A 19,748-nucleotide genomic window follows, 5' to 3' on the forward strand; every position below is an offset into this window, starting at 1 on the left:
TGAAAAATTTTAAAACACAAAATGTAATAGAGAGGTCAGGTAAGTTATCTGAATATTGTATTTTAAAATTAATAATGTTAATTAAGCACATTTCTTATCTATGAGCTTAATAGAGGAGAATGCATATGTATAAAATAGAACTAAAAAATATATCAAAGGATTTTGAAAACAGGCAAGTATTGAGAAATATTAATTTGACCGTAAATGAAGGTGAGATGGTTTCTTTGCTTGGGCCTTCCGGATGCGGGAAAACCACAACTCTAAAGGCTATAGCAGGACTTATTTCTCCCAATAGTGGAGATATACTATTTAATGGAAAATCTATTGTAGATATTCCAGTGGAAAAAAGAGGAGCTGTAATAGTTTTTCAGGACCATCTTTTGTTTCCCCATATGACTGTGGAAGAAAATATAGGCTTTGGACTTAAAATGGTTAAAGTAAAAAAAATGAAAAGAATAGAAAAAGTCAAGGAAATGATTAAGCTAGTAAGTTTAATAGGCCATGAAAAAAAATATCCTGATGAGCTTTCCGGTGGACAAAAACAAAGAGTTGCCATAGCCAGAGCATTGGCCATAGACCCAAAAGTGCTTTTATTAGACGAACCATTTTCAAATCTTGATACTAGGCTCAGAGATACTATGAGAAAATTCGTTTGTGATATACAAGAAAAACTTAAAATAACTACCTTATTGGTAACCCATGATAAAGAGGAGGCATTGATGACTTCAGATAAAGTGGCTGTTATGCTGGATGGGGAAATAAAGCAATTTGGCGACCCACTTGAAATCTATGAAAAACCAATCTCGTCTGTTGTTGCGGATTTTTTCGGTGAAAAGAATTATTTAAAGGGTGAAATAGAAAATGGTCTTTTTCATTGTAGAGCAGGTAAATTTAAAACAAATTTTAATAGGTATTCAAAGGTAGTGGCAATGATAAGGCCCGAAGAAATAGATATAAAAAGAACAAAAGAAAGCAGCGGTTTTTGGGCAAATATAGTATCAAGACAATATGCAGGCGATAAGGTTTATTATACATTATTGGTAAATAATATAAAGCTTAAGTGCATAAATAATTCAAAGAATATTTTTCAAGAGAGAGAGAAAGTATGGGCTCAAATTGATTTTGATAAGATAGTATTTTTTAATAACATGTCCGAGGTGCTGATATGATATCTATAATCCTTCCAGTATTAAATGAGGAAAAGAATATAGAAGAAATGTTATTAAATATTAATTCATTAGAAGGGAAAAAAGAAGTGATTGTTGTTGATGGTGGAAGTTCAGATAGAACTGTGGAAAAAGCCTCGGGATATGCAAAGGTTATCCACAGTGAAAGAGGAAGGGCAAATCAAATGAATGTAGGAGCAGAGGAAGCCTTAGGAGATATATTATGGTTTGTACATTCTGATTCACAACTCCACAATAGATCACTTCAAAGCATAGAAGAAGCTATTAATAGAGGCTATGTTGGTGGTGGTTTTTCTTTAAGCTTTTATGATTGTCATACGATATTTATGAGATTTGTGGCAATAACATCAAATTTCAGGGCGAAACTTTTAAAGCTAATTTTTGGAGATCAAGGTATTTTCATTAAAAAGGATATATTTTTAAAGCTTGGTGGATACCCCCATATAGAGCTTATGGAAGATTGGGAACTGTCTAAAAAACTTTATAAAGCAGGAAAAGTAAAAATGCTGAAGACCTCTATTGGAACTTCTGCAAGGAGGTTTAATAAAGGTGGTCAGTTTAAAACATTATTACTTATGCAGAAAATAAAATTGCTTTATATACTAGGAGTATCTCCTTCCAAATTGAAGGAAATATATAGGGAGGCAAGATGATGAAGGCTTTAATATTAATGACGAGGGTCCCTATACCAGGTAGAACCAAGACAAGACTAATGAAAGTTTTAAGTGGAGAAGAATGTGCTAATCTTCATAAATGTTTTTTACTAGACTTATTTAATGTATTTGAATATATTAAGGATGATATAGATATATTTTTAACATATACTCCAGAAAAATCATTTAAACTTATGGAAGATTTCATCCCAGATTATATACAGTGTTTTCCACAATGGGGTAAAGACCTTGGAGAAAAAATGTTCAATGCTTTTCAGTATCTCTTTAATAAAGGCTATAGTGAAATAATTCTTATGGGAGCAGATATACCAAGCATTCAACCCTATGATATCAGGGTTTCATTTATGGCCCTTGGAAATAATGATATTGTATTAGGACCAACTGTAGATGGAGGATATTATCTTATTGGAATTCATAGGCCTCATAAGGACTTATTTCAAAATAAAGTAAAATGGGGAAATAAATCTGTCCTTGAAGGAACCATTGATATTGCCAACGGTTTAGGATTAAAAACCAAGCTTGTCAGCAAGCTTAGAGATATAGATACAAAAGAGGATTTATTTAATTTTATTATGAAAAGTAAGTATAAACTAGAAGATGGAAATGTTATACCCTATAACACAATAAATTATATAAATAGCCTATGGAGTGATAAACAATATGTTGAAGGATACTCTAAAGTGTAAAATCAAAGATTATATTTTCGAAAAAGAATTGTATTTTGATTTAAAACTAAATAAGAATTTTAATGTTAATTTTTTAGCCCAGGGAGAATATAATATAAATTTTACTGTAGATGATGGAAATAGCAAGTATGTTTTTAGAGTAAATACAGGGAGCCAATTAGAACTAAATAATCAAATTGGGTATGAATATAATGCTCTAAAGGCTCTGGAAATTAGTGATGTAACTCCAAAGGTATATTTCGTAGATAGCAGCAAGATGTTTTTAGAATATGGAGTATTAATTATGGAGTTTTTAGAGGGAAGACCCCTTGAGTATAATAAGGATTTAAAAAAATCTGCTGAAATATTTGGCAAAATTCATTCTATTGATTTAGAAAATATAAATCATGAGTTCATTATGGAAGATAATATTTGTAGTGATAGAATTACAGAAGGAAAAAGATTATTAAAGGATTATTTAAAATCTCCCATGGTCCACAAGAAATTAAAGAATTTCTTTTACAAATTTTTAGAATGGGCAGAAAAAAATAAGGATCGTGAACGGTATTTTACTAAAAATAAATGGCATGTTATTAATAATACTGAAGTAAATTCCCATAATTTTATTATTGGAGATAAAAATAGTTATTTAATAGATTGGGAAAAACCGGTTGTATCTGATCCCTGTCAGGATATAACTCAATTTCTAGCTCCTACAACAACTCTTTGGAAGGCCAATTATGTACTTACTAAGGAAGAGATAGAAGACTTCTATAAAGCTTATATAAATAATCTGAAAAATGGCAATAAAGATATTAAAGAGAGGGTGCATCTTTATAATCCATATTTATATCTAAGGGCACTATCATGGTGTGCATATGCATGGCTTGAATATCAAAAGCCAAATAAGGATATAAAAAATATGGATACTTATAGAAAAATAGAAGAGTATTTAAATATTGATTTCTTAGAGAAATTAATGAAAGAATATATTTAAATAAGAAGTTGTCTTGAAATAATTTTTCTAATTTAATGATAAAAACATTTGAGATTGATAATTTTTTAAAGGGAATTCTAGATACTTTGTTTTTTACCTATTTATATATAAGCTGCATAGGTTATAACGTTTTTATATTTCATAGTTAAATTTCTATTTAGTCTATTAAAAAGAAAGGTAAATTTTTGCAATAACTTAATTATAGTAAATATGAAAATTATTAGATATTTATCTTCTGTAATTTTCCCCATAAAAATTGGGCTGTCCTATATTATTATTTATGAGACAGCCTCTTCTTGTATAACGAAAACCACCTATTCTAACGGTGTAGTGCTGATTTGATTTTTTTTATATTCTATATATTTTAAATTATTGAACTTCAGAAATTATATAAGCAACATTTCCTGAAAAATCATTTTCTCCTGTTGGAATTCGAATCTGAGCTCCGTCTATCCCTATATATATTCCAGTATCAACTACACCGCTATAAGTTTGTGTTATACTGGTGGAACTAGATGAAATCTCTGCTTCTGATGTAACACTTTTTATTATATAAGCACCTTCATTTAAATGATCTACACTACCTTCATCACAGTCTGTAAATTTCCAGTTTCTTGTAGGATCAGGTTCTCCAGGTAAATATTGAGCTTCATACTCATATGAAACAGACACAGATTTTTTTAGTTTAAATTCTTCAATATCTAAGTGGTAGCCTGTTCTAGATAATGTATCTACACCAGTTTTAGTTACCCATCCATTTGAAGTTGCATTTATAAATCTATTCGAGTGGCTGGATTCAGGCATTTGTATGTAGACTTTTTCTTCAAAATGTAAAGGTTTTGAGTTTCTTTTACGAGATTTAATAATAAGACTTTCTAATTCATTTTTTGTTAAATTACTTATAACTTTATCTTGAGATAAAGTTATATTAACAATTTGTGGTTCAAAATCATACTTTGTGGCCAATTCATTTAATTCTTCAAACGTAACTTCATGATGATTACCTGCAAAAGTTATTGATGTAGGAAACAATATCAATACTACCAACAAAAATATAAATATTTTTTTCATACTAATCCTCCTTACCTATATTTTATATATTAGTAAATAAATTAATATTTATGTATATTATAACATTTTTGTTTTTTTTTCAATATAAATTTAATAAAGTCTATAAAATATATGGGAAAGTTATTTTTTATTAGCTTATAGGATGATGAAAACTACTTACTTTATATATGATTTTAAGGAGCTTCCACCAGTGAGCAGAAAAGAAAAAAACCTTTGATAAGATAGTATTTAGGTTTACAGATCAAATACTATCTTATCAAAGGGGTTATCCAGATAGACAAAATTAAACTTTTCTAATACATTTATTTATTCTTTCCAATTTTATTGAATAATTTTATAAAAAAAGTACCAATTTTGAGTTTGTCACCGATAAAATTAGCAATTTTCATAAAAAAATTTGTCAAACAAATGCAAATAATAAGTAAAATCATCATTGCTAAAACAAAATCAACTTTAATAATCACAGATACCACTCCAATTTACAAGTTTAAATTTAGAAACAATAGAGTGAAGCTTGATATTTTCAAGTTTAGATGCTAAATTATTGAAAATTAATTTTTTATAGGAATATAAAAATATAATTTTCCCAAAACTCATAGGTATAAAAAAGGTAAATTCTGTTATACATAGGAAAATCTTATGAATCCTCTTAAAGCTGTATTTAACAGAATCCTCGTTTAGAAGATTTTATAAATTTTATAAAATCCGACTCAAATGGAGAAAGCTGATGATCCTTTCTATAACCTATATAGAATTCACTGAATAATTCCAATCCTTCTATTTCAACATGTTTAAGTACATTATCCCTTAACTCTCTTTTTATTGTTAATTCTGGTATAAAGGATATACCTTTACCCGCAATTACGGAAGTTTTTATAGCTTCCATGGAATTAAGCTCATAAATAATATTTAAATCCTGAGCTCCAATGCCGTGGGGTTTTAAAGCTTTTAAAATAGTCTGTCTAGTACCGGACCCGTTTTCTCTAAATATTAAAGGTAGGCGTGTGAGTTCTTTAATTGAGATTTTATCCTTCATTAGAGGCAATGATGTAACTAACAATAATCTATCTGAGGTTACTTTTTGAATTGCAAGATTTTTATTACTTTCATAACCATGGAGTAATCCAATATTTATTGTTCTGCTTATAAGATCCTGCACTACTCCCTTTGTATTACTTATTTCTAAATTTATATCTACATCTTCATTATTTTGTTTATACATGTATATAGAACAGGGAAGAGCATATTCTCCTACGGCTTTACATGATCCTATAAGAAGATATTTCTTATCTGATTTTAAGTTTTCCAGGTCCCTTTCAATATTTTCCTGTAAAGATAGAATAGTTGTGGCGTAATCAAAGACAACCTTACCAGCCTCTGTTAGTTCAACCCCCTTATTACTTCTATTTAATAGACTTACCCCAAGATCTTTTTCTAAAGATTGAATTTGCATACTAAGACCAGGTTGCGTTAAATGAAGAATTTTAGCAGCCTTAGATATACTATTAGCTTTTACAGTTGCGTAAAACGCCCTTAAATATTGTATGTTCATATAATCACCTATACCCAAAAAATTTTTAAAATTAATTTATATACATCAAAATTCCTTCAAACAGCGGATATTTTGATATTAATAAATTAAGTTTTGCTATGGAAAATCTATATAGATATTCTAGTAAAACAATTAATTTATACATATGAAAAATCCCTAGAAGCATTGGATATTTTCATAAGAATAAATTAAGCTTTACTATTAGAAATCTATATATTTAATTCAATTTAACTTACTATATTATACCATAATATCAAATAAGGTTTGTTATTCTTATGTCAAAAAATTAAATATTTAAACTAAAATGTGGAAAAATATTTTAAAAAAATCCATGATAAATTATTATTATATTTCATAAACAATGCTTATTAAGCTTCAATACAAAAATATAATATAATGAAATTAAGAATTGTAGAGTTTTTAACAAAGATTCTTTTGAATTAAGAAAAAATTTAAACTATTATTTATTTTTAATTGAGAAGAGGAGGTAAGCTTGTGAATAAAATTGCTTATTCAAAAGAAATTTTGGATAAAATGCAGGAAATTGCAGAAGATTGTATGGGCGATGCCCCACCATACTGTGAAGCTACATGTCCAATGCATACCGATGTAAAGGGTTATGTTAATTTAATAGGAGAAGGAAAACATAATGAAGCTATAAATTTAATTAGAGAAAAATTATTCTTGCCGGCCACATTAGGTAGAATTTGTGCCCACCCCTGCGAAGAAAAGTGCAAAAGAGAAGAAGCCTTTAGGCAGCCTATGGCAATAGCAGCATTAAAAAGATTTGTTGCCGACAACTATGATGATAAGAAGAACTGGGATTTATCAGTTAAAGGAGAAAGATCTGAAAGAATTGCAGTTGTTGGAGCTGGACCTGCAGGTGCACAGGCAGCTTTGGATTTGAGAAAAAAGGGATATAAAGTAACAATATATGAAAGACTTCCAGTAGTTGGAGGAATGATGAGGGTTGGTATACCTGAATATAGATTACCTAGAGATATTATTGATTATGAATACAGGCTATTAGAGGAAATAGGTATTGAATTTAAACTAGGTGTTGAAATTGGAAAGGATATATCCTTTGAGAGCTTAGAGAAGGATTATGATGCAATAGTAATAGCAGTAGGAGCCCATAAGGGCATTGTTATTCCAGTTCCAGGACATGATTTAAAGGGCGTATTAAATGCAGTTGATTTTTTAAGGGAAGTTAGTTTAACAAGAAAATATGATATAGGAAAGAAAATTGCAGTTATTGGTGGAGGAAATGTGGCAATAGATGCTGCAAGAAGTGCACGGAGGGTAGGAGCAGAGGAAGTTCATCTTATATGTTTAGAAAATGAATCTGATATGCCTGCCCATGATTGGGAAGTAGAAGAAGCACTAGAAGAAGGAGTAATACTTCATGATGGATTTGGACCTGAAAAGATTATAGGCAAAGAAGGAAAAATAACAGGTATTGAAATAAAAAAATGTATATCTTTATTTGATAAAGAGGGTAGATTCAATCCTGAGTATGATGAAAATATTAAAAATACCTTTAATTTAGATAATGTTATATTTGCAGTTGGTCAGGGGGTAGATAGTTCCTTTGTTCCGACAGAATCTATAGAAACAATACGGGGAGGAAGATTTAAGGTAGATAATGTAACACTCCAAACAAAAATGGAAAAGGTTTTCGTTGCAGGAGATGCCACAGGAAGATCAGTAATAGCTGTAGAGGCTATGGCAGAAGGTAGAAAGGCTGCACTATCCGTAGATAGATTCCTGAATAATGAGGATATGTTTACTGACAGGGAATATGAAGGTACATATGAAACTTGGCTTGAGACTGAACTAAAGGATGAGGATGTTGATCTTCCAAGAATAAAGACAAGACAAATAGATCCAGATATTAGAATAAAGGGCTTTGAAGAAGTTGATTTAGGTTTTACTGAAGCACAAGCTGTTGAAGAAGCATCAAGATGTTTAAAATGTGAATGTAAGCTTTGTATGAAGGAATGCGAGATGCTTGGTGATTTTTGTGAATGTCCTAAAGAACTTTTTGAGCAGATTATAAAAACTGGAGAGATAGATCCAATCATACCTTATTCATGTAATATGTGTAGTCAATGTACAATAGCATGCCCTAAGGATTTTGAAATGAAGGATAGGTTTATGGAAATAAGAAAAGAGATGATTAAAGCTAATAATGGCAAATCACCAATGAAGGGTCATAAAGCTATCGAAATGCACCAGTTATTAGGATTTTCAAAATTATTTACCACGGCTAGACCAGCTAAAATGTCAGAGCAGTCGAAAAGCAGGGGGGAGGTTTAATATGAATAATAAGACTAAAAGAGTTTTCATTCCTGGATGTAGCTTACCATCCTATAATCCTGAGGTAGTAAAGAAAACACTGGAATATCTACAGGAAAAATTACCTGGAACAGGGGCAATATTGAAATGCTGCGGAAAACCAACAAAGGCACTAGGGCAGGTTGGTAAGTTTAAGGAAAGATATGGTCAGCTGCAAGGGGAGATTGATAGATTAGGGGCCGAGGAAATCATAGTTGCCTGTCAGTCATGTTTTTTAACAATGTCGGAATATAGTAAAAATCAGAAAGTAGTATCACTTTGGGAACTCTTTCCCCAAATAGGTCTTCCTAAGGAAGCGATAGGAAAAGGCAAGAATAGTGATATAGTATTTGCCATACATGATTCCTGTCCAACTAGAAATAGAAAACCTATACATGATGGAATAAGGTGGATAATGAAGGAGTTAGGATACAAAATTGAAGAGCCGCCCCACACTGGAGAAAATACAAGGTGCTGTGGTTTTGGAGGAATGGTTGTTCCAGCTAATCCAGACCTTGCCCTTAGAGTTATGAAAAGGAGAACCTCTGAAATGGAGTCCGATTATGTTGTGGCTTATTGTGCAGCATGTAGGGAATCCATGGTAAAGGGTGAAAAGAAGGCAGTCCATATACTTGATTTAATATTTGGAGAAAAATTTGATTCAAAGACAGAATTTCCAGGATTACCTGGCAGCCCCATTACTTCATGGGCCAATAGATATAAGTCAAAAAAGAATATTAATGAAGTATTAAAATAAATATTCAAATTACTGGAGGGAAAATTTATGAAGAAGTTATTATCAATAATTTTAGCTTTATCCATGATTTTGGGATTGATGGGCTGTAGTGCACCGGATCAAAAGACCCAGGCAGAACTTAAAGAGCAAGAAACGAAATATGATGAATATTCTAATCCAGAATTTATAATAAGTTCTATTAAGGCTAAGGAATTAATAGAATCCGATGAAAAAATTGTAGTAATTGATATTAGAAAGGCTCCTGAATATTTATTAGGACATATACCAGAGGCGATTAATATATGGAGGCCCGATTATAGTGCAAATGAAGATGAATATGAATTTGGTGGAATGAGAGCAGATGCTGAAAAAATGGTGAAATTTCTAGGTGAAATTGGGATTGATAATGATACTATGGTTTTACTTTATGATTCCAAGGGGGATTATGATGCAGCAAGATTTTTCTGGCAGCTTGAGATGCTTGGTCATGAAAAAATGGCCCTTATAGATGGTGGAATAAATGGGTGGAAGGCCTCAGGACTTGATACAACAACTGAAAAACCGGAAATAACTAAAACAGAATATAAATTTGATGGAAAAGAAGATTTAAGTAAATTGGCAACCCTAGAGGATGTTAAGTCTGGAATAAAGGATCCAAATGTAATAATACTAGACACCCGCTCTATCGAAGAAGCAACTGGAAAGGACTTGAAGAGTGGAGCCTTTAGAAAGGGAAGAATTCCTTCAAGTGTATTTATTGAATACAAAAATGCTATCAATGTAGGAGATGGTGAAGATACTACATTTAAAACTGTAGAAGAATTAAAAGAAATATATGAATCAAAGGGAGTTACTCCAGATAAAACTATAATCGCTTATTGCCAATCGGGAGTTCGCTCAGCCCATACTACATTTGTTTTGAGTCATTTGTTAGGATATGAAAATGTAAAAAATTATGATGGTTCATGGATAGAATGGAGCTATCATGAGGACTTGGAAGTTGAAACTGGAGAAATAAAATAATATGATATGGAGGTGTTTCTTTTGGCAAAGGTAAAAGAGCAAGGCAAAAAGAAGGATTTAGGAAAATTAATAATTGCTGTATTAGTTATTGCCATAGGATTTTTTATAGCTTGGAAAATAGGTTTAGTTAGCAAAATTCAGGATGTTCAGGCAATGCAGTCTTTTTTTAAATCCTTTGGAATTTTGGGATACCTGGTTTTTGTATTGGTGTTTATTGCATCATGTGTATTTATGCTTCCTGGATCAATGCTTACAATAATTGCAGGAATAGCCTTTGGACCAATAAGGGGTGGAATTGTATCGTTATTAGGGGCAACCCTTGGTGCAACAGCAGCATTTTTAGTTGCTAAATATGTGGCAAGGGGTATGATTGAAGATAAAATAGGGAAGAATGAAATGTTTAAGAAAATAGATGATGGAGTTGAAAAGAACGGAACAAGCTTTTTGATACTAACTCGTTTAGTTCCCGTATTTCCCTTTTCATTTCAAAATTATGCCTATGGACTTACTAAAATAAATATAAGCACATACTTTATTGTATCGCTAATTTGTATGGCGCCGGGAGCATTTATATATGCATATATGGCTGGTGAGATAGTAACAAATGGTTTTTCGGCAGGATTATTGGTAAAATTTGCAGGGGCTGGTATTATCCTATTTCTAATTTCTCTAATTCCGAAGTATATTGCAAAGAAAAAAGGTATTAACATGGAAGAGCTGAAATAGTATAATATTTTAAAGTCCAATATTTATTAAATATAGAGTGCAGTTTATGCACTCTATATTTTTGTATATAATTATTTAATCATTTCAATAAAATATCTGTGAAAGTCTTCATATTCAGTAAGTTCGGGATGAAAGGATGTGGCTAGCATATTTTCTTCCTTTGCAGCAACAATATTACCATCTATTTCACATAAAATTTCTACATTTTTACCGACTTTAGTGATATATGGAGCCCTAATAAAAACCAATTCAATTGGGTCTTTAGAAACTAAAGGTATTATTTCTTTAGTGGAAAAACTGCCTAATTGTCTACCATAGGCATTTCTTTTTACATCTATATCCATTACTTCAAGATGACCCTTATTGGTTCTATTAATTTTCTTAGCTAGGAGTATCATTCCTGCACAAGTACCCCATGCGGGGAGACCTCTTTTTATTTTATTTGAAATAGTTTCTTTCATATTAAAGTCTACAAGAATTCTCCCCATTGCAGTGCTTTCACCACCAGGGAAAATGATTCCATCTATGCCTTCAAGGTCTTCATTACTTTTTATAAGCTTACCTTGAACTCCAATATTTTCAAGGCATTTCATATGTTCTCTAAAGGCACCCTGTAGAGCTAAAACGCCTATAACCATATTACCACCCACGATCGGCCATTCTATTTTGTTTTTCAACGTCACTTACAGAGATACCAACCATTGCTTCACCAAGGTCTTCTGAAACTTTAGCCAAAATTTCTGGATTGTCATAATGGGTAACAGCTTTTACAATAGCCTGTGCTCTTTTAGCAGGATCACCGGATTTAAAGATGCCAGAGCCAACAAAAACACCGTCACAGCCTAATTGCATCATCATTGCTGCATCGGCTGGTGTTGCAACTCCTCCAGCGGCAAAGTTAACAACGGGTAGCTTACCGTGTTCATTTACATATTTAACTAGTTCATAGGGTGCCCCCATATCCTTAGATGCAGTCATTAATTGTTCATTTGTCAGGGTTTGTATGTACCTGATTTCCTCATTCATCTTTCTCATATGGGTTACTGCCTCAACAACATCACCAGTACCAGGTTCCCCCTTTGTTCTAATCATTGAAGCTCCTTCGCCGATTCTTCTTAAAGCTTCACCAAGGTTTTTAGCTCCACAAACAAAGGGCACTTTAAATTTACTTTTGTCGATGTGGTAAACATTATCAGCAGGTGTTAACACTTCACTTTCATCAATGTAATCGATTTCTAGTGCCTCAAGTATTTGAGCTTCAACAAAATGACCAATTCTTACCTTTGCCATTACAGGAATAGATACGGCTGCTTGAATTTCTTTAATCATTTTAGGATCAGAAGCTCTTGAAACACCACCTTGAACTCTAATATCAGCTGGTATTTTTTCAAGTGCCATAACTGCACAAGCGCCAGCTGCTTCAGCGATTTTAGCTTGTTCTGGATTCATAACATCCATGATAACGCCGCCCTTAAGCATTTCAGCTAAATTCTTATTTAATTCGTATCTTTTATTCATCAAAATTCCCCCTTATTAAAATTAATTGTACCTAAACTGTATCTATATATATTCTACAACCACATACAATAACGTTACAATTATATTTTTTCACAAAATTGTTATTATGTCAATATTATTTTTCATATATAGATAACCAAATTAAAATGTAAATTTATACATCAAAAAAATCGCAGAAACATCGATATTTTTAAGCTGTATAAATTAAGTTTTCAGATTGGTTATTTCTAATAAGTAAGATTTTAATTTTAAATATTTTTTTTAGATAGAATATATTTTTTAGGACAAAGATAAATGGCAAAGTGAAAATTTTTTAATATGAAATGTTAAACATATTAAATATAATGAATAAAAATAAATAACAAAAAATTCAGAAAATATATTCACAAATCATATATTTAATGATATAATATTAAAAATTACAGTGACACTGTAATTTTATATGTTTATACTATAATTATTTCAGTAAATAGTAATGACATTAAAAAATAAAAAATTTTTACCAATACTTAAATTTTAAATCAAAGGAGAAAAAGCATGATTGGAATTAGCAAGGAAATTAGAAAAATAAGAAAGAAAAACAATATAACCTTAAAAGAATTAAGCGAAAAAACCGGACTATCAGTAAGTTTTTTATCTCAAGTTGAAAGAGGACTTTCTAGTATGACAATTACTTCATTAAAGAAGATTGCCGATGCCTTAAATGTTCCTATGAAAAGATTTTTTGATGAAGAAAGTGATTTATGTTTTATTAGAAAAAAAAGTGAACAAAAATTTATACGTATTGAGAGGTCTAATATGCAGTATAAGAGACTTAGTGGCATATTTGAAGGAAGAAAACTGGAGCCTATATTATTAGTTAAAAAGCCTAATAGTGGAGATACTGAAGAAATTACCCATGAAGGAGAAGAGTTTCATTATGTTTTACAGGGAGAAGCTGTCTACACAATAGAAGGAAAAGAATATATTCTAAAGGAAGGTGAATCGATACATTTTCCTTCCACATTGCCCCATGCCCTATCTAATAATTCCGATATTGAGCTAAAAGTAATAAGTGTAATAACTCAACTAGTATTTTAAGTGAGGAAATTACATAATTACTTTATATATTATGCAATTTTCCCAAATTCGAGTTATATAGGTATCTCAAGTAATTTCATCTATAAATTTAAAATAATTTTTTAGAGAGGAGATGGAAATGGTGAAGATTATTTCAGAAAAGGAAATATCACCTGATATTTTTAGAGGCTATGAAATGATAGAGGCTTTTAAAGAAAGTAAAAACATAATAAAAATGGGTAAAGCTGTTATAAAAAGTGGGACTAGGATACCAGAAAATGGATTTGGAGTTCATGATGCTGATGAATTTTCATACATTATCAAAGGATGTGTTGAATCTGTAACTAAAGAAGAAGAAAAAACTACAGTTAAAGCAGGTGACTTTTCCTATATACCAGCTGGAGAAAAGCATTGGTGCAAAAATACTACTGATAAGGATTGTGAGCTAATCTGGTTTTTAATTAAGAAAGATTAAATTGTTTATTTTGTTGGAATTTCATAAATAAGGGGGAAAAGATTATGCGTATAGCAACTGATATTGGGGGTACTTTTACAGATATTGTACATATTGACGGAAATGGACAAATAGGTATAGAAAAAGCCCATACAACACCTCCAAATTTTGAAAAAGGAGTAATTGATGTTATTAAGAAAAGTAAAATTCCCACTGAGGATGTTGTAAGCCTTAGTCATGGAACAACAGTTGTTATAAATGCACTAACTGAGAGAAAGGGAGCCAAAACTGCACTTATAACAACTAAAGGATTTAGAGATATGTTAGAAATAGGCAGAGGTAATAGACCCGATTTGTTTAATGTAAGGTTTGAAAAACCAAAGGTATTTGTTCCTAGATATCTTAGATTGGAAGTTGAAGAAAGAATTAATTATAAGGGAGAAATAATAAAACCTTTAAATAGAGAAGATGTAAGAAAATGTGTGGAATACTTTAAAAAAGAAAAAGTAGAAGCTATAGCAGTTGTATATTTGCATTCATATATTAATGACATACATGAAAGAGAAACTGTAGAGTATATTAAGGAATTATGGCCGGAAATTTATGTAACAGGCTCCTATAATATAACTAAAGAATGGAGAGAGTATGAGCGTTCCAGTACAACAGTATTGAATTCATATGTTAAACCTATTGCTGCAAAGTATATAGATAAGCTTTATGGCGAATTAGAAGAAATAAATATAAAATCTCCAAAATATATTATGCAGTCTAATGGAGGAACTACGACATTTGATAAGGCAAAGGAAAGTCCAATAAATATGGTTGAATCTGGACCAGTAGCAGGAATTTTTGGTTCAGCTATGTTAGGTAAGTTATTGGGAGAAGATCAGGTAATAGGCTTTGATATAGGAGGAACTACAGCAAAATGCTCCCTTGTCGACGGTGGGGAGGTTAAGGTCACAACAGATCATAAAATAGAAAAAACCCATATAACAGCTGGATATCCTATCAAAGTGCCAGTAGTAGATATTGTTGAAATAGGAAATGGAGGAGGTTCCATAGCTTGGATTGATGGTACAAATTCTTTAAGAGTAGGACCTAGATCTGCCGGTGCTTTACCTGGCCCTGTAGCTTATGGATTAGGTGGCACAGAACCTACAACTACCGATGCTAATCTTCTAGTTGGAAGGTTATCAGCTAAAAATTTTGATATGGAAGTTGATATGGAAAAGGTCAGAAACATAGTAAAAGAAAAAATTGCAGATCCATTTGATATGAGTGTTGAGGAAGCAGCACTAGGGATAATAAGAATAGCAAATTCAAATATGCTTAATGCGTTAAAATTGATTTCAGTTCGCAAAGGTTATGATCCAAGGGATTTTGCTTTAGTAGCTTTTGGTGGAGGAGGACCTATGCATGCTGCGCCTCTTGCAAAAGAGCTGGGAATTAAAAAAATTATTATTCCAGTGGCAGCTTCTGTATTTTCAGCCTGGGGTATGTTAATGACAGATTTAAGACAAGATGATATACAAACCTTCAATATTCGCTTAGATAGAATTGATTACGATACATTCAATGATGAATGGAAAGCACTTGAGGAAAAAGCTGTAGAGGAATACAAAGAAAAAGGAGTATCTGAAGATAATGTTGTTTTTGTTAGATATCTTGATATGAGATATTGGGGGCAGGAACATACGGTTAAGGTACAAATACCCAATGGAGAGATCAACAAAGATAATATTAATGAAATTATTGAAAGATTCCATATGGAGCATGAGAAAAATTATTCCTTTAGAATAGATGATAGTCTAACAGAAATAGTTAATTTACACCTTACAGCCTTTGGAAAAGTAGAAAAGGTAGAGATTAAAGAATTAGAAGATAGACCCTATTCTATTGATGAAGCTATTAAGGAAGTAAGACCTGTAACATTTGAATCTATTGGGAAAATAGAAACAAATATTTACGATAGAGAAAAGCTATCTCCAGGTATGAAAATAGATGGTCCAGCTATTATTGAAGAGGTTACTACATCCACTGTTGTATACCCACAAATGGAAGTAACTATTGATAAATATGGAAATCTAATAATTAATATGGAGGTGTAAATTATGGAAAATTTTAAAAAAGTTAATCCTTTTACCTTAGATATTATCAAAGATTCTCTTTATGCAATAGGTGAAGAAATGTTTATATCCGTTGCAAGGTCATCTAAAAGTCCAGTTATTTACGAAGTTCTTGATTTTGCATCAGGACTAACCGATGCAAAGGGAAGACTTTTAACTCAAGGAAATGGTGCCACAGGTTTTATTGGAATGTTGAATTCTATGGTAAAAGAAGTTATAGATAAGTTTGTAAAGACAGGAAATATAAATGAAGGAGATATAATCATCATTAATGATCCCTATAGTGGTGGAGGTTCCCATCTATCAGATGTAGGGCTTGTAATGCCAATTTATTATAAGGGAAATATTGTGGCCTTTTCTGCGAATAAAGCCCATTGGACAGAAGTAGGAGGTAAAGATCCAGGTTCTTGGACAGTGGATTCAACTGAAATATATCAGGAAGGATTGCAATTCCCATGTGTAAAAATTTGCAATAAAGGAGTAATGAATGAAGCTTTAATCGATGTAATAAAAGCCAATGTAAGATTTCCAGACCTTTCAATTGGAGATATGTGGGCACAAATAGCTGGAATGAGAACGGGGGAAAAAAGAGTTATCGAGTTATGTGAGAAATTTGGAAAGGAAACTGTTTTGTTAGCTATAGAAAAGCTTCTGAAAAATAGTGAAGAATTATCAAGAAAGCAAATCATGGCACTTCCTGATGGTGAGTATGAAGCCGAAGATTGGATTGACGATGATGGAGTTGGAAATGGTCCCTTTAAAGTAAAGGTAAAGGTAACAATTAAGGGAGATGAATTTACTGCAGATTTTAGAGGAAGTCAAATGCAGGTGCCTGGTCCTATAAACGTTTCTTTTGCTGGACTGTTATCAGCAGTGAGAATAATATTCCTTGCAGCCACTAATCCATCTCAAGATGTTAATGATGGGGTATTTAGTCCATTGAAAATCATAGTTGATGATGCTTCCATATTTAGTGCAGAAAGACCAGCAGCTGTTTCAACCTATTGGGAAACTATGCTTTATGGTGTTGATTTAATCTGGAAGGCTCTGGCACCTATTTTACCAGATAAATTGACAGCAGGACATTTGCTTTCCGTATGTGGATTTGTATTTGCAGGTATTCATCCAGATACAAAGGAATCATATATAGCTGTAGGTCCCTCCCTTGGTGGATGGGGAGCTGGTAAAGGTAAAGATGGAGAAAATGCACAATTTTGTATTGGAGACGGTGAAACTTTTAATATTCCAGTAGAGGTTCTGGAAACAAGATATGGATTTTTCGTAGAAGAATATAAATTAAGGGCTGATGGCGCAGGAGCAGGAGAATATAGAGGTGGAAGTGGAGTTGTAAGAACATATAGGATGTTGAATGATGGAAATTACTTTACTGGTACCTTTGGTAGATTTAAATACTTGCCTTGGGGAATGTCAGGGGGACATGAGGGATCAAGAAATGAATTTGAAATTCTAAAAGCCGATGGTTCTGTGGATGGTCCCTTTGGAAAGTATGCTAGGTATCCAATAAATAAGGGGGATGCAGTTAAAATGTCTACGGCAACTGGCGGCGGATATGGTAATCCATTTGATAGACATGAAGAAAAAGTTGCAATGGATGTCAAAAATGAATTTGTAAGTATAAAACAAGCAAATGATGATTATGGAGTAATAATAGATCCAATAACCCTTAATGTGAAGGATATTACAGCAGCAAGAAAAAAACATTGTGAAAATAAAGAGTAGTATATAAAAGCTGTTATGGGTAGACAACATTAGGAGTCCAAATTAATTAAAACTTAAAGTAGTTTATTTATGGTGAATAATTTAGGGACTTTTACTATGCATTTTTGGAATTTATTTAGCAATTAAATCAAAGACAATATAATTATTCCATTAGGAATAATTGCCATAGGATTTCCTCTTATATATGTAGGTGCAATAATGGCAGTGGGCCAAGGGACAGCAGATATTGTTCAAGTTATGTCTAGCTTGGGTTTTCCTTTTTGGGGTTTTATAGTATTGTGGTTATCAACTTGGACCAGTCAATTAGTTAATAATTATACCATGGGATTATCTTTTTCAACTTTATTAAATGTGACTTCTAGTAAAGGTCGTTCTATTGTAACATTAATAGGTACAATTATTTCTATTGGATTTGCTTTATCAGGAATACTTGATTACTTTATGGATTTTTTATATTTAACAGCTCTATGTTATCCACCTATGGCTGGCGTTATTTTTGTAGATTTTTTTATTAGAAACAAGGAATGGGAAGATAATGATGGATGGAATTTGATGGCAACAATAGCTTTTATAGCTGGAATAATAGTAGGTTATATTACAACATATATATATCAAATAGGGTTACCTACTGTGCAGTCACTTATTGTCACAGGATTGGTATATTACATAGCTATGAAGATAAAAGCAAAAATATCCCCTGATCATTTTACGCCTGAAAGCTTTAAAATTAAAAGCTTATAAATATATTATTAATGACTATGAACTTGTTTACATCTATTTTGAAAAAGATTAAGTTGCTTTTTAAAAAGTAATTAAAATTAATAGATCAAGGTACAAATATAATATTAAAAGTATTTGTACCTTGTTTTTATTTTGTAGAAAAATAAACGGAAATAGGCTATGAAATTTCCTCTCCTACGATTTTTATAACGTAAGCCAAAAGAATTCTCAGTGTCTACTTAATTAAGATGAATTTCTTAATCACATGTCTATATATTAAAATAATAAGAAGTTTTAATATAATAAAGAGAAAATTTAAAAAAATTAAGATAATAAATAATATGTTAAATAATACTTTATATAATATATGTACATATATCATATTGCTTGATAGAATAAAGGTAAAATTACATAATTAGTGATCAACTACTTATTATGAATAGGAGGTAAGAAAAGAAATGGCTGTAAACAAATTAGAAGATTTGAAAAAACGCCGCCAAAAGATAATGGAAGGCGGAGGAGCAAAGAGAGTAGAAAAACAGCATGCAAAGGGAAAATTAACTGCAAGGGAAAGAATAAACCTTCTATTTGATGAGGGAAGCTTTGTAGAACTGGATGCCTTTGTAAAGCACAGATGTACAAACTTTGGTATGGAAAAACTAGAAGCTCCCGGTGAAGGAGTAGTTACAGGATACGGTATGGTAGATGGAAGATTAGTATATGCCTTTGCCCAGGACTTTACAGTAATTGGAGGATCCCTTGGAGAAATGCATGCATCAAAGATATGTAAGGTATTGGATAATGCATTAAAGGTAGGAGCACCAGTAGTAGGACTAAATGATTCAGGTGGAGCAAGAATCCAGGAGGCTGTAGATGCCCTTTCAGGATATGGAAAGATATTTTATAGAAACACAATAGCCTCAGGAGTAATACCGCAGATATCAGCAATCATGGGACCATGTGCAGGAGGAGCAGTGTATTCACCTGCTATAATGGACTTTATCTACATGGTAGATCAGACCAGCCAAATGTTTATAACAGGCCCCCAGGTAATAAAAACAGTAACAGGAGAAGAAGTAACGGCAGAAGCCCTTGGGGGAGCGATGACCCACAATAGTACAAGCGGTGTTGCCCATTTTGTAGCTTCAAATGATGAAGATTGT

General features: G+C 31.9%; 17 protein-coding genes and 1 pseudogene. 14 read left to right on the top strand and 4 right to left on the bottom strand.

What is annotated here, in order from left to right; genetic code table 11:
* Nucleotides 1–125: 125 nt before the first annotated feature.
* From B5X81_RS25320 to B5X81_RS25335, 4 genes are read left to right on the top strand one after another with little or no spacing between them, the layout of a single operon-like run.
* Entirely contained in the window at nucleotides 126–1,169 is a 1,044-nt protein-coding gene (locus B5X81_RS25320; RefSeq protein ID WP_079495819.1) for an ABC transporter ATP-binding protein, read from the top strand.
* Nucleotides 1,166–1,840 (top strand): TIGR04283 family arsenosugar biosynthesis glycosyltransferase, encoded by a 675-nt coding sequence (locus tag B5X81_RS25325; RefSeq protein ID WP_079495820.1) that lies wholly within the window; start codon nucleotides 1,166–1,168, stop codon nucleotides 1,838–1,840. The genes B5X81_RS25320 and B5X81_RS25325 overlap by 4 nt, the downstream gene beginning before the upstream one ends.
* Complete coding sequence (locus tag B5X81_RS25330; protein WP_079495821.1) at nucleotides 1,840–2,547, top strand: TIGR04282 family arsenosugar biosynthesis glycosyltransferase; 708 nt, start codon at nucleotides 1,840–1,842, stop codon at nucleotides 2,545–2,547. The genes B5X81_RS25325 and B5X81_RS25330 overlap by 1 nt, the downstream gene beginning before the upstream one ends.
* Entirely contained in the window at nucleotides 2,522–3,523 is a 1,002-nt protein-coding gene (locus tag B5X81_RS25335) for an aminoglycoside phosphotransferase family protein (RefSeq protein WP_079495822.1), read from the top strand. Before B5X81_RS25330 ends, B5X81_RS25335 begins: the two co-directional genes overlap by 26 nt.
* A 369-nt stretch (nucleotides 3,524–3,892) precedes the next feature.
* Here the strand turns inward: B5X81_RS25335 and B5X81_RS25340 are convergent, their stop codons facing one another.
* Complete coding sequence (locus B5X81_RS25340; RefSeq protein WP_079495823.1) at nucleotides 3,893–4,594, bottom strand: hypothetical protein; 702 nt, start codon at nucleotides 4,592–4,594, stop codon at nucleotides 3,893–3,895.
* A 661-nt stretch (nucleotides 4,595–5,255) separates the two neighbouring features.
* Nucleotides 5,256–6,146, bottom strand: a complete 891-nt coding sequence (locus B5X81_RS25345; protein WP_079495824.1) for a LysR family transcriptional regulator — start codon at nucleotides 6,144–6,146, stop codon at nucleotides 5,256–5,258.
* 495 nt (nucleotides 6,147–6,641) lie between these two features.
* Between B5X81_RS25345 and B5X81_RS25350 the strand changes: the two genes are divergently transcribed.
* The 4 genes from B5X81_RS25350 to B5X81_RS25365 are packed head-to-tail and all read left to right on the top strand — an operon-like array spanning nucleotide 6,642 to nucleotide 10,968.
* Entirely contained in the window at nucleotides 6,642–8,465 is a 1,824-nt protein-coding gene (locus B5X81_RS25350) for an FAD-dependent oxidoreductase (RefSeq protein ID WP_079495825.1), read from the top strand.
* Nucleotide 8,466: 1 nt separating this feature from the next.
* Nucleotides 8,467–9,240, top strand: a complete 774-nt coding sequence (locus tag B5X81_RS25355; RefSeq protein WP_079495826.1) for a (Fe-S)-binding protein — start codon at nucleotides 8,467–8,469, stop codon at nucleotides 9,238–9,240.
* Between the two features lie 27 nt (nucleotides 9,241–9,267).
* Nucleotides 9,268–10,242, top strand: coding sequence for a sulfurtransferase (locus tag B5X81_RS25360; RefSeq protein WP_079495827.1), 975 nt, complete (start codon nucleotides 9,268–9,270; stop codon nucleotides 10,240–10,242).
* Nucleotides 10,243–10,263: 21 nt separating this feature from the next.
* Nucleotides 10,264–10,968: a TVP38/TMEM64 family protein gene (locus tag B5X81_RS25365; RefSeq protein ID WP_208985136.1), complete on the top strand. Its 705-nt coding sequence runs from the start codon at nucleotides 10,264–10,266 to the stop codon at nucleotides 10,966–10,968.
* A 71-nt stretch (nucleotides 10,969–11,039) separates the two neighbouring features.
* On the opposite strand, the gene pdxT is transcribed toward B5X81_RS25365, so the two are convergent.
* Both pdxT and pdxS read right to left on the bottom strand, forming a co-directional pair.
* Nucleotides 11,040–11,618 carry a pyridoxal 5'-phosphate synthase glutaminase subunit PdxT gene (pdxT, locus tag B5X81_RS25370; protein WP_330397454.1) on the bottom strand — a complete coding sequence of 193 codons (579 nt, stop codon included), beginning with the start codon at nucleotides 11,616–11,618 and terminating at the stop codon, nucleotides 11,040–11,042.
* The gene (gene pdxS / locus B5X81_RS25375; protein WP_079495830.1) at nucleotides 11,608–12,486 is read right to left on the bottom strand and encodes a pyridoxal 5'-phosphate synthase lyase subunit PdxS; all 879 of its coding nucleotides are present in this window, start codon (nucleotides 12,484–12,486) and stop codon (nucleotides 11,608–11,610) included. Before pdxS ends, pdxT begins: the two co-directional genes overlap by 11 nt.
* Before the next feature lie 537 nt (nucleotides 12,487–13,023).
* Between pdxS and B5X81_RS25380 the strand changes: the two genes are divergently transcribed.
* The 6 genes and pseudogenes from B5X81_RS25380 to mmdA all read left to right on the top strand — a co-directional run.
* Nucleotides 13,024–13,566 carry a helix-turn-helix domain-containing protein gene (locus tag B5X81_RS25380; RefSeq protein ID WP_079495831.1) on the top strand — a complete coding sequence of 181 codons (543 nt, stop codon included), beginning with the start codon at nucleotides 13,024–13,026 and terminating at the stop codon, nucleotides 13,564–13,566.
* Nucleotides 13,567–13,684: 118 nt separating this feature from the next.
* A complete protein-coding gene (locus B5X81_RS25385; RefSeq protein ID WP_170917610.1) occupies nucleotides 13,685–14,020 on the top strand; it encodes a cupin domain-containing protein in 336 nt (111 codons plus the stop codon).
* Nucleotides 14,021–14,064: 44 nt separating this feature from the next.
* On the top strand, nucleotides 14,065–16,107 hold the full coding sequence (locus B5X81_RS25390) for a hydantoinase/oxoprolinase family protein (protein WP_079495833.1): 2,043 nt from the start codon (nucleotides 14,065–14,067) through the stop codon (nucleotides 16,105–16,107).
* Nucleotides 16,108–16,110: 3 nt separating this feature from the next.
* Nucleotides 16,111–17,865: a hydantoinase B/oxoprolinase family protein gene (locus B5X81_RS25395; protein WP_170917611.1), complete on the top strand. Its 1,755-nt coding sequence runs from the start codon at nucleotides 16,111–16,113 to the stop codon at nucleotides 17,863–17,865.
* Nucleotides 17,866–18,063: 198 nt separating this feature from the next.
* A complete protein-coding gene (locus B5X81_RS25400; protein ID WP_079495835.1) occupies nucleotides 18,064–18,606 on the top strand; it encodes a hypothetical protein in 543 nt (180 codons plus the stop codon).
* 437 nt (nucleotides 18,607–19,043) lie between these two features.
* Nucleotides 19,044–19,748, top strand: a pseudogene (gene mmdA, locus B5X81_RS25405) (methylmalonyl-CoA decarboxylase subunit alpha); the annotation flags it as partial.

Origin of the sequence: Maledivibacter halophilus, from assembly GCF_900167445.1 — a bacterium.
In the GTDB taxonomy this organism is placed as follows: Bacteria; Bacillota; Clostridia; order Peptostreptococcales; family Caminicellaceae; genus Maledivibacter; species Maledivibacter halophilus.

Coding starts and splice junctions, on each gene's coding strand:
- B5X81_RS25320 (WP_079495819.1), top strand. CDS start 126: ATGTATAAAATAGAACTAAAAAATATATCAAAGGATTTTGAAAACAGG.
- B5X81_RS25325 (WP_079495820.1), top strand. CDS start 1,166: ATGATATCTATAATCCTTCCAGTATTAAATGAGGAAAAGAATATAGAA.
- B5X81_RS25330 (WP_079495821.1), top strand. CDS start 1,840: ATGAAGGCTTTAATATTAATGACGAGGGTCCCTATACCAGGTAGAACC.
- B5X81_RS25335 (WP_079495822.1), top strand. CDS start 2,522: ATGTTGAAGGATACTCTAAAGTGTAAAATCAAAGATTATATTTTCGAA.
- B5X81_RS25340 (WP_079495823.1), bottom strand. CDS start 4,594: ATGAAAAAAATATTTATATTTTTGTTGGTAGTATTGATATTGTTTCCT.
- B5X81_RS25345 (WP_079495824.1), bottom strand. CDS start 6,146: ATGAACATACAATATTTAAGGGCGTTTTACGCAACTGTAAAAGCTAAT.
- B5X81_RS25355 (WP_079495826.1), top strand. CDS start 8,467: ATGAATAATAAGACTAAAAGAGTTTTCATTCCTGGATGTAGCTTACCA.
- B5X81_RS25360 (WP_079495827.1), top strand. CDS start 9,268: ATGAAGAAGTTATTATCAATAATTTTAGCTTTATCCATGATTTTGGGA.
- pdxS (WP_079495830.1), bottom strand. CDS start 12,486: ATGAATAAAAGATACGAATTAAATAAGAATTTAGCTGAAATGCTTAAG.
- B5X81_RS25380 (WP_079495831.1), top strand. CDS start 13,024: ATGATTGGAATTAGCAAGGAAATTAGAAAAATAAGAAAGAAAAACAAT.
- B5X81_RS25385 (WP_170917610.1), top strand. CDS start 13,685: ATGGTGAAGATTATTTCAGAAAAGGAAATATCACCTGATATTTTTAGA.
- B5X81_RS25390 (WP_079495833.1), top strand. CDS start 14,065: ATGCGTATAGCAACTGATATTGGGGGTACTTTTACAGATATTGTACAT.
- B5X81_RS25395 (WP_170917611.1), top strand. CDS start 16,111: ATGGAAAATTTTAAAAAAGTTAATCCTTTTACCTTAGATATTATCAAA.
- B5X81_RS25400 (WP_079495835.1), top strand. CDS start 18,064: ATGGCAGTGGGCCAAGGGACAGCAGATATTGTTCAAGTTATGTCTAGC.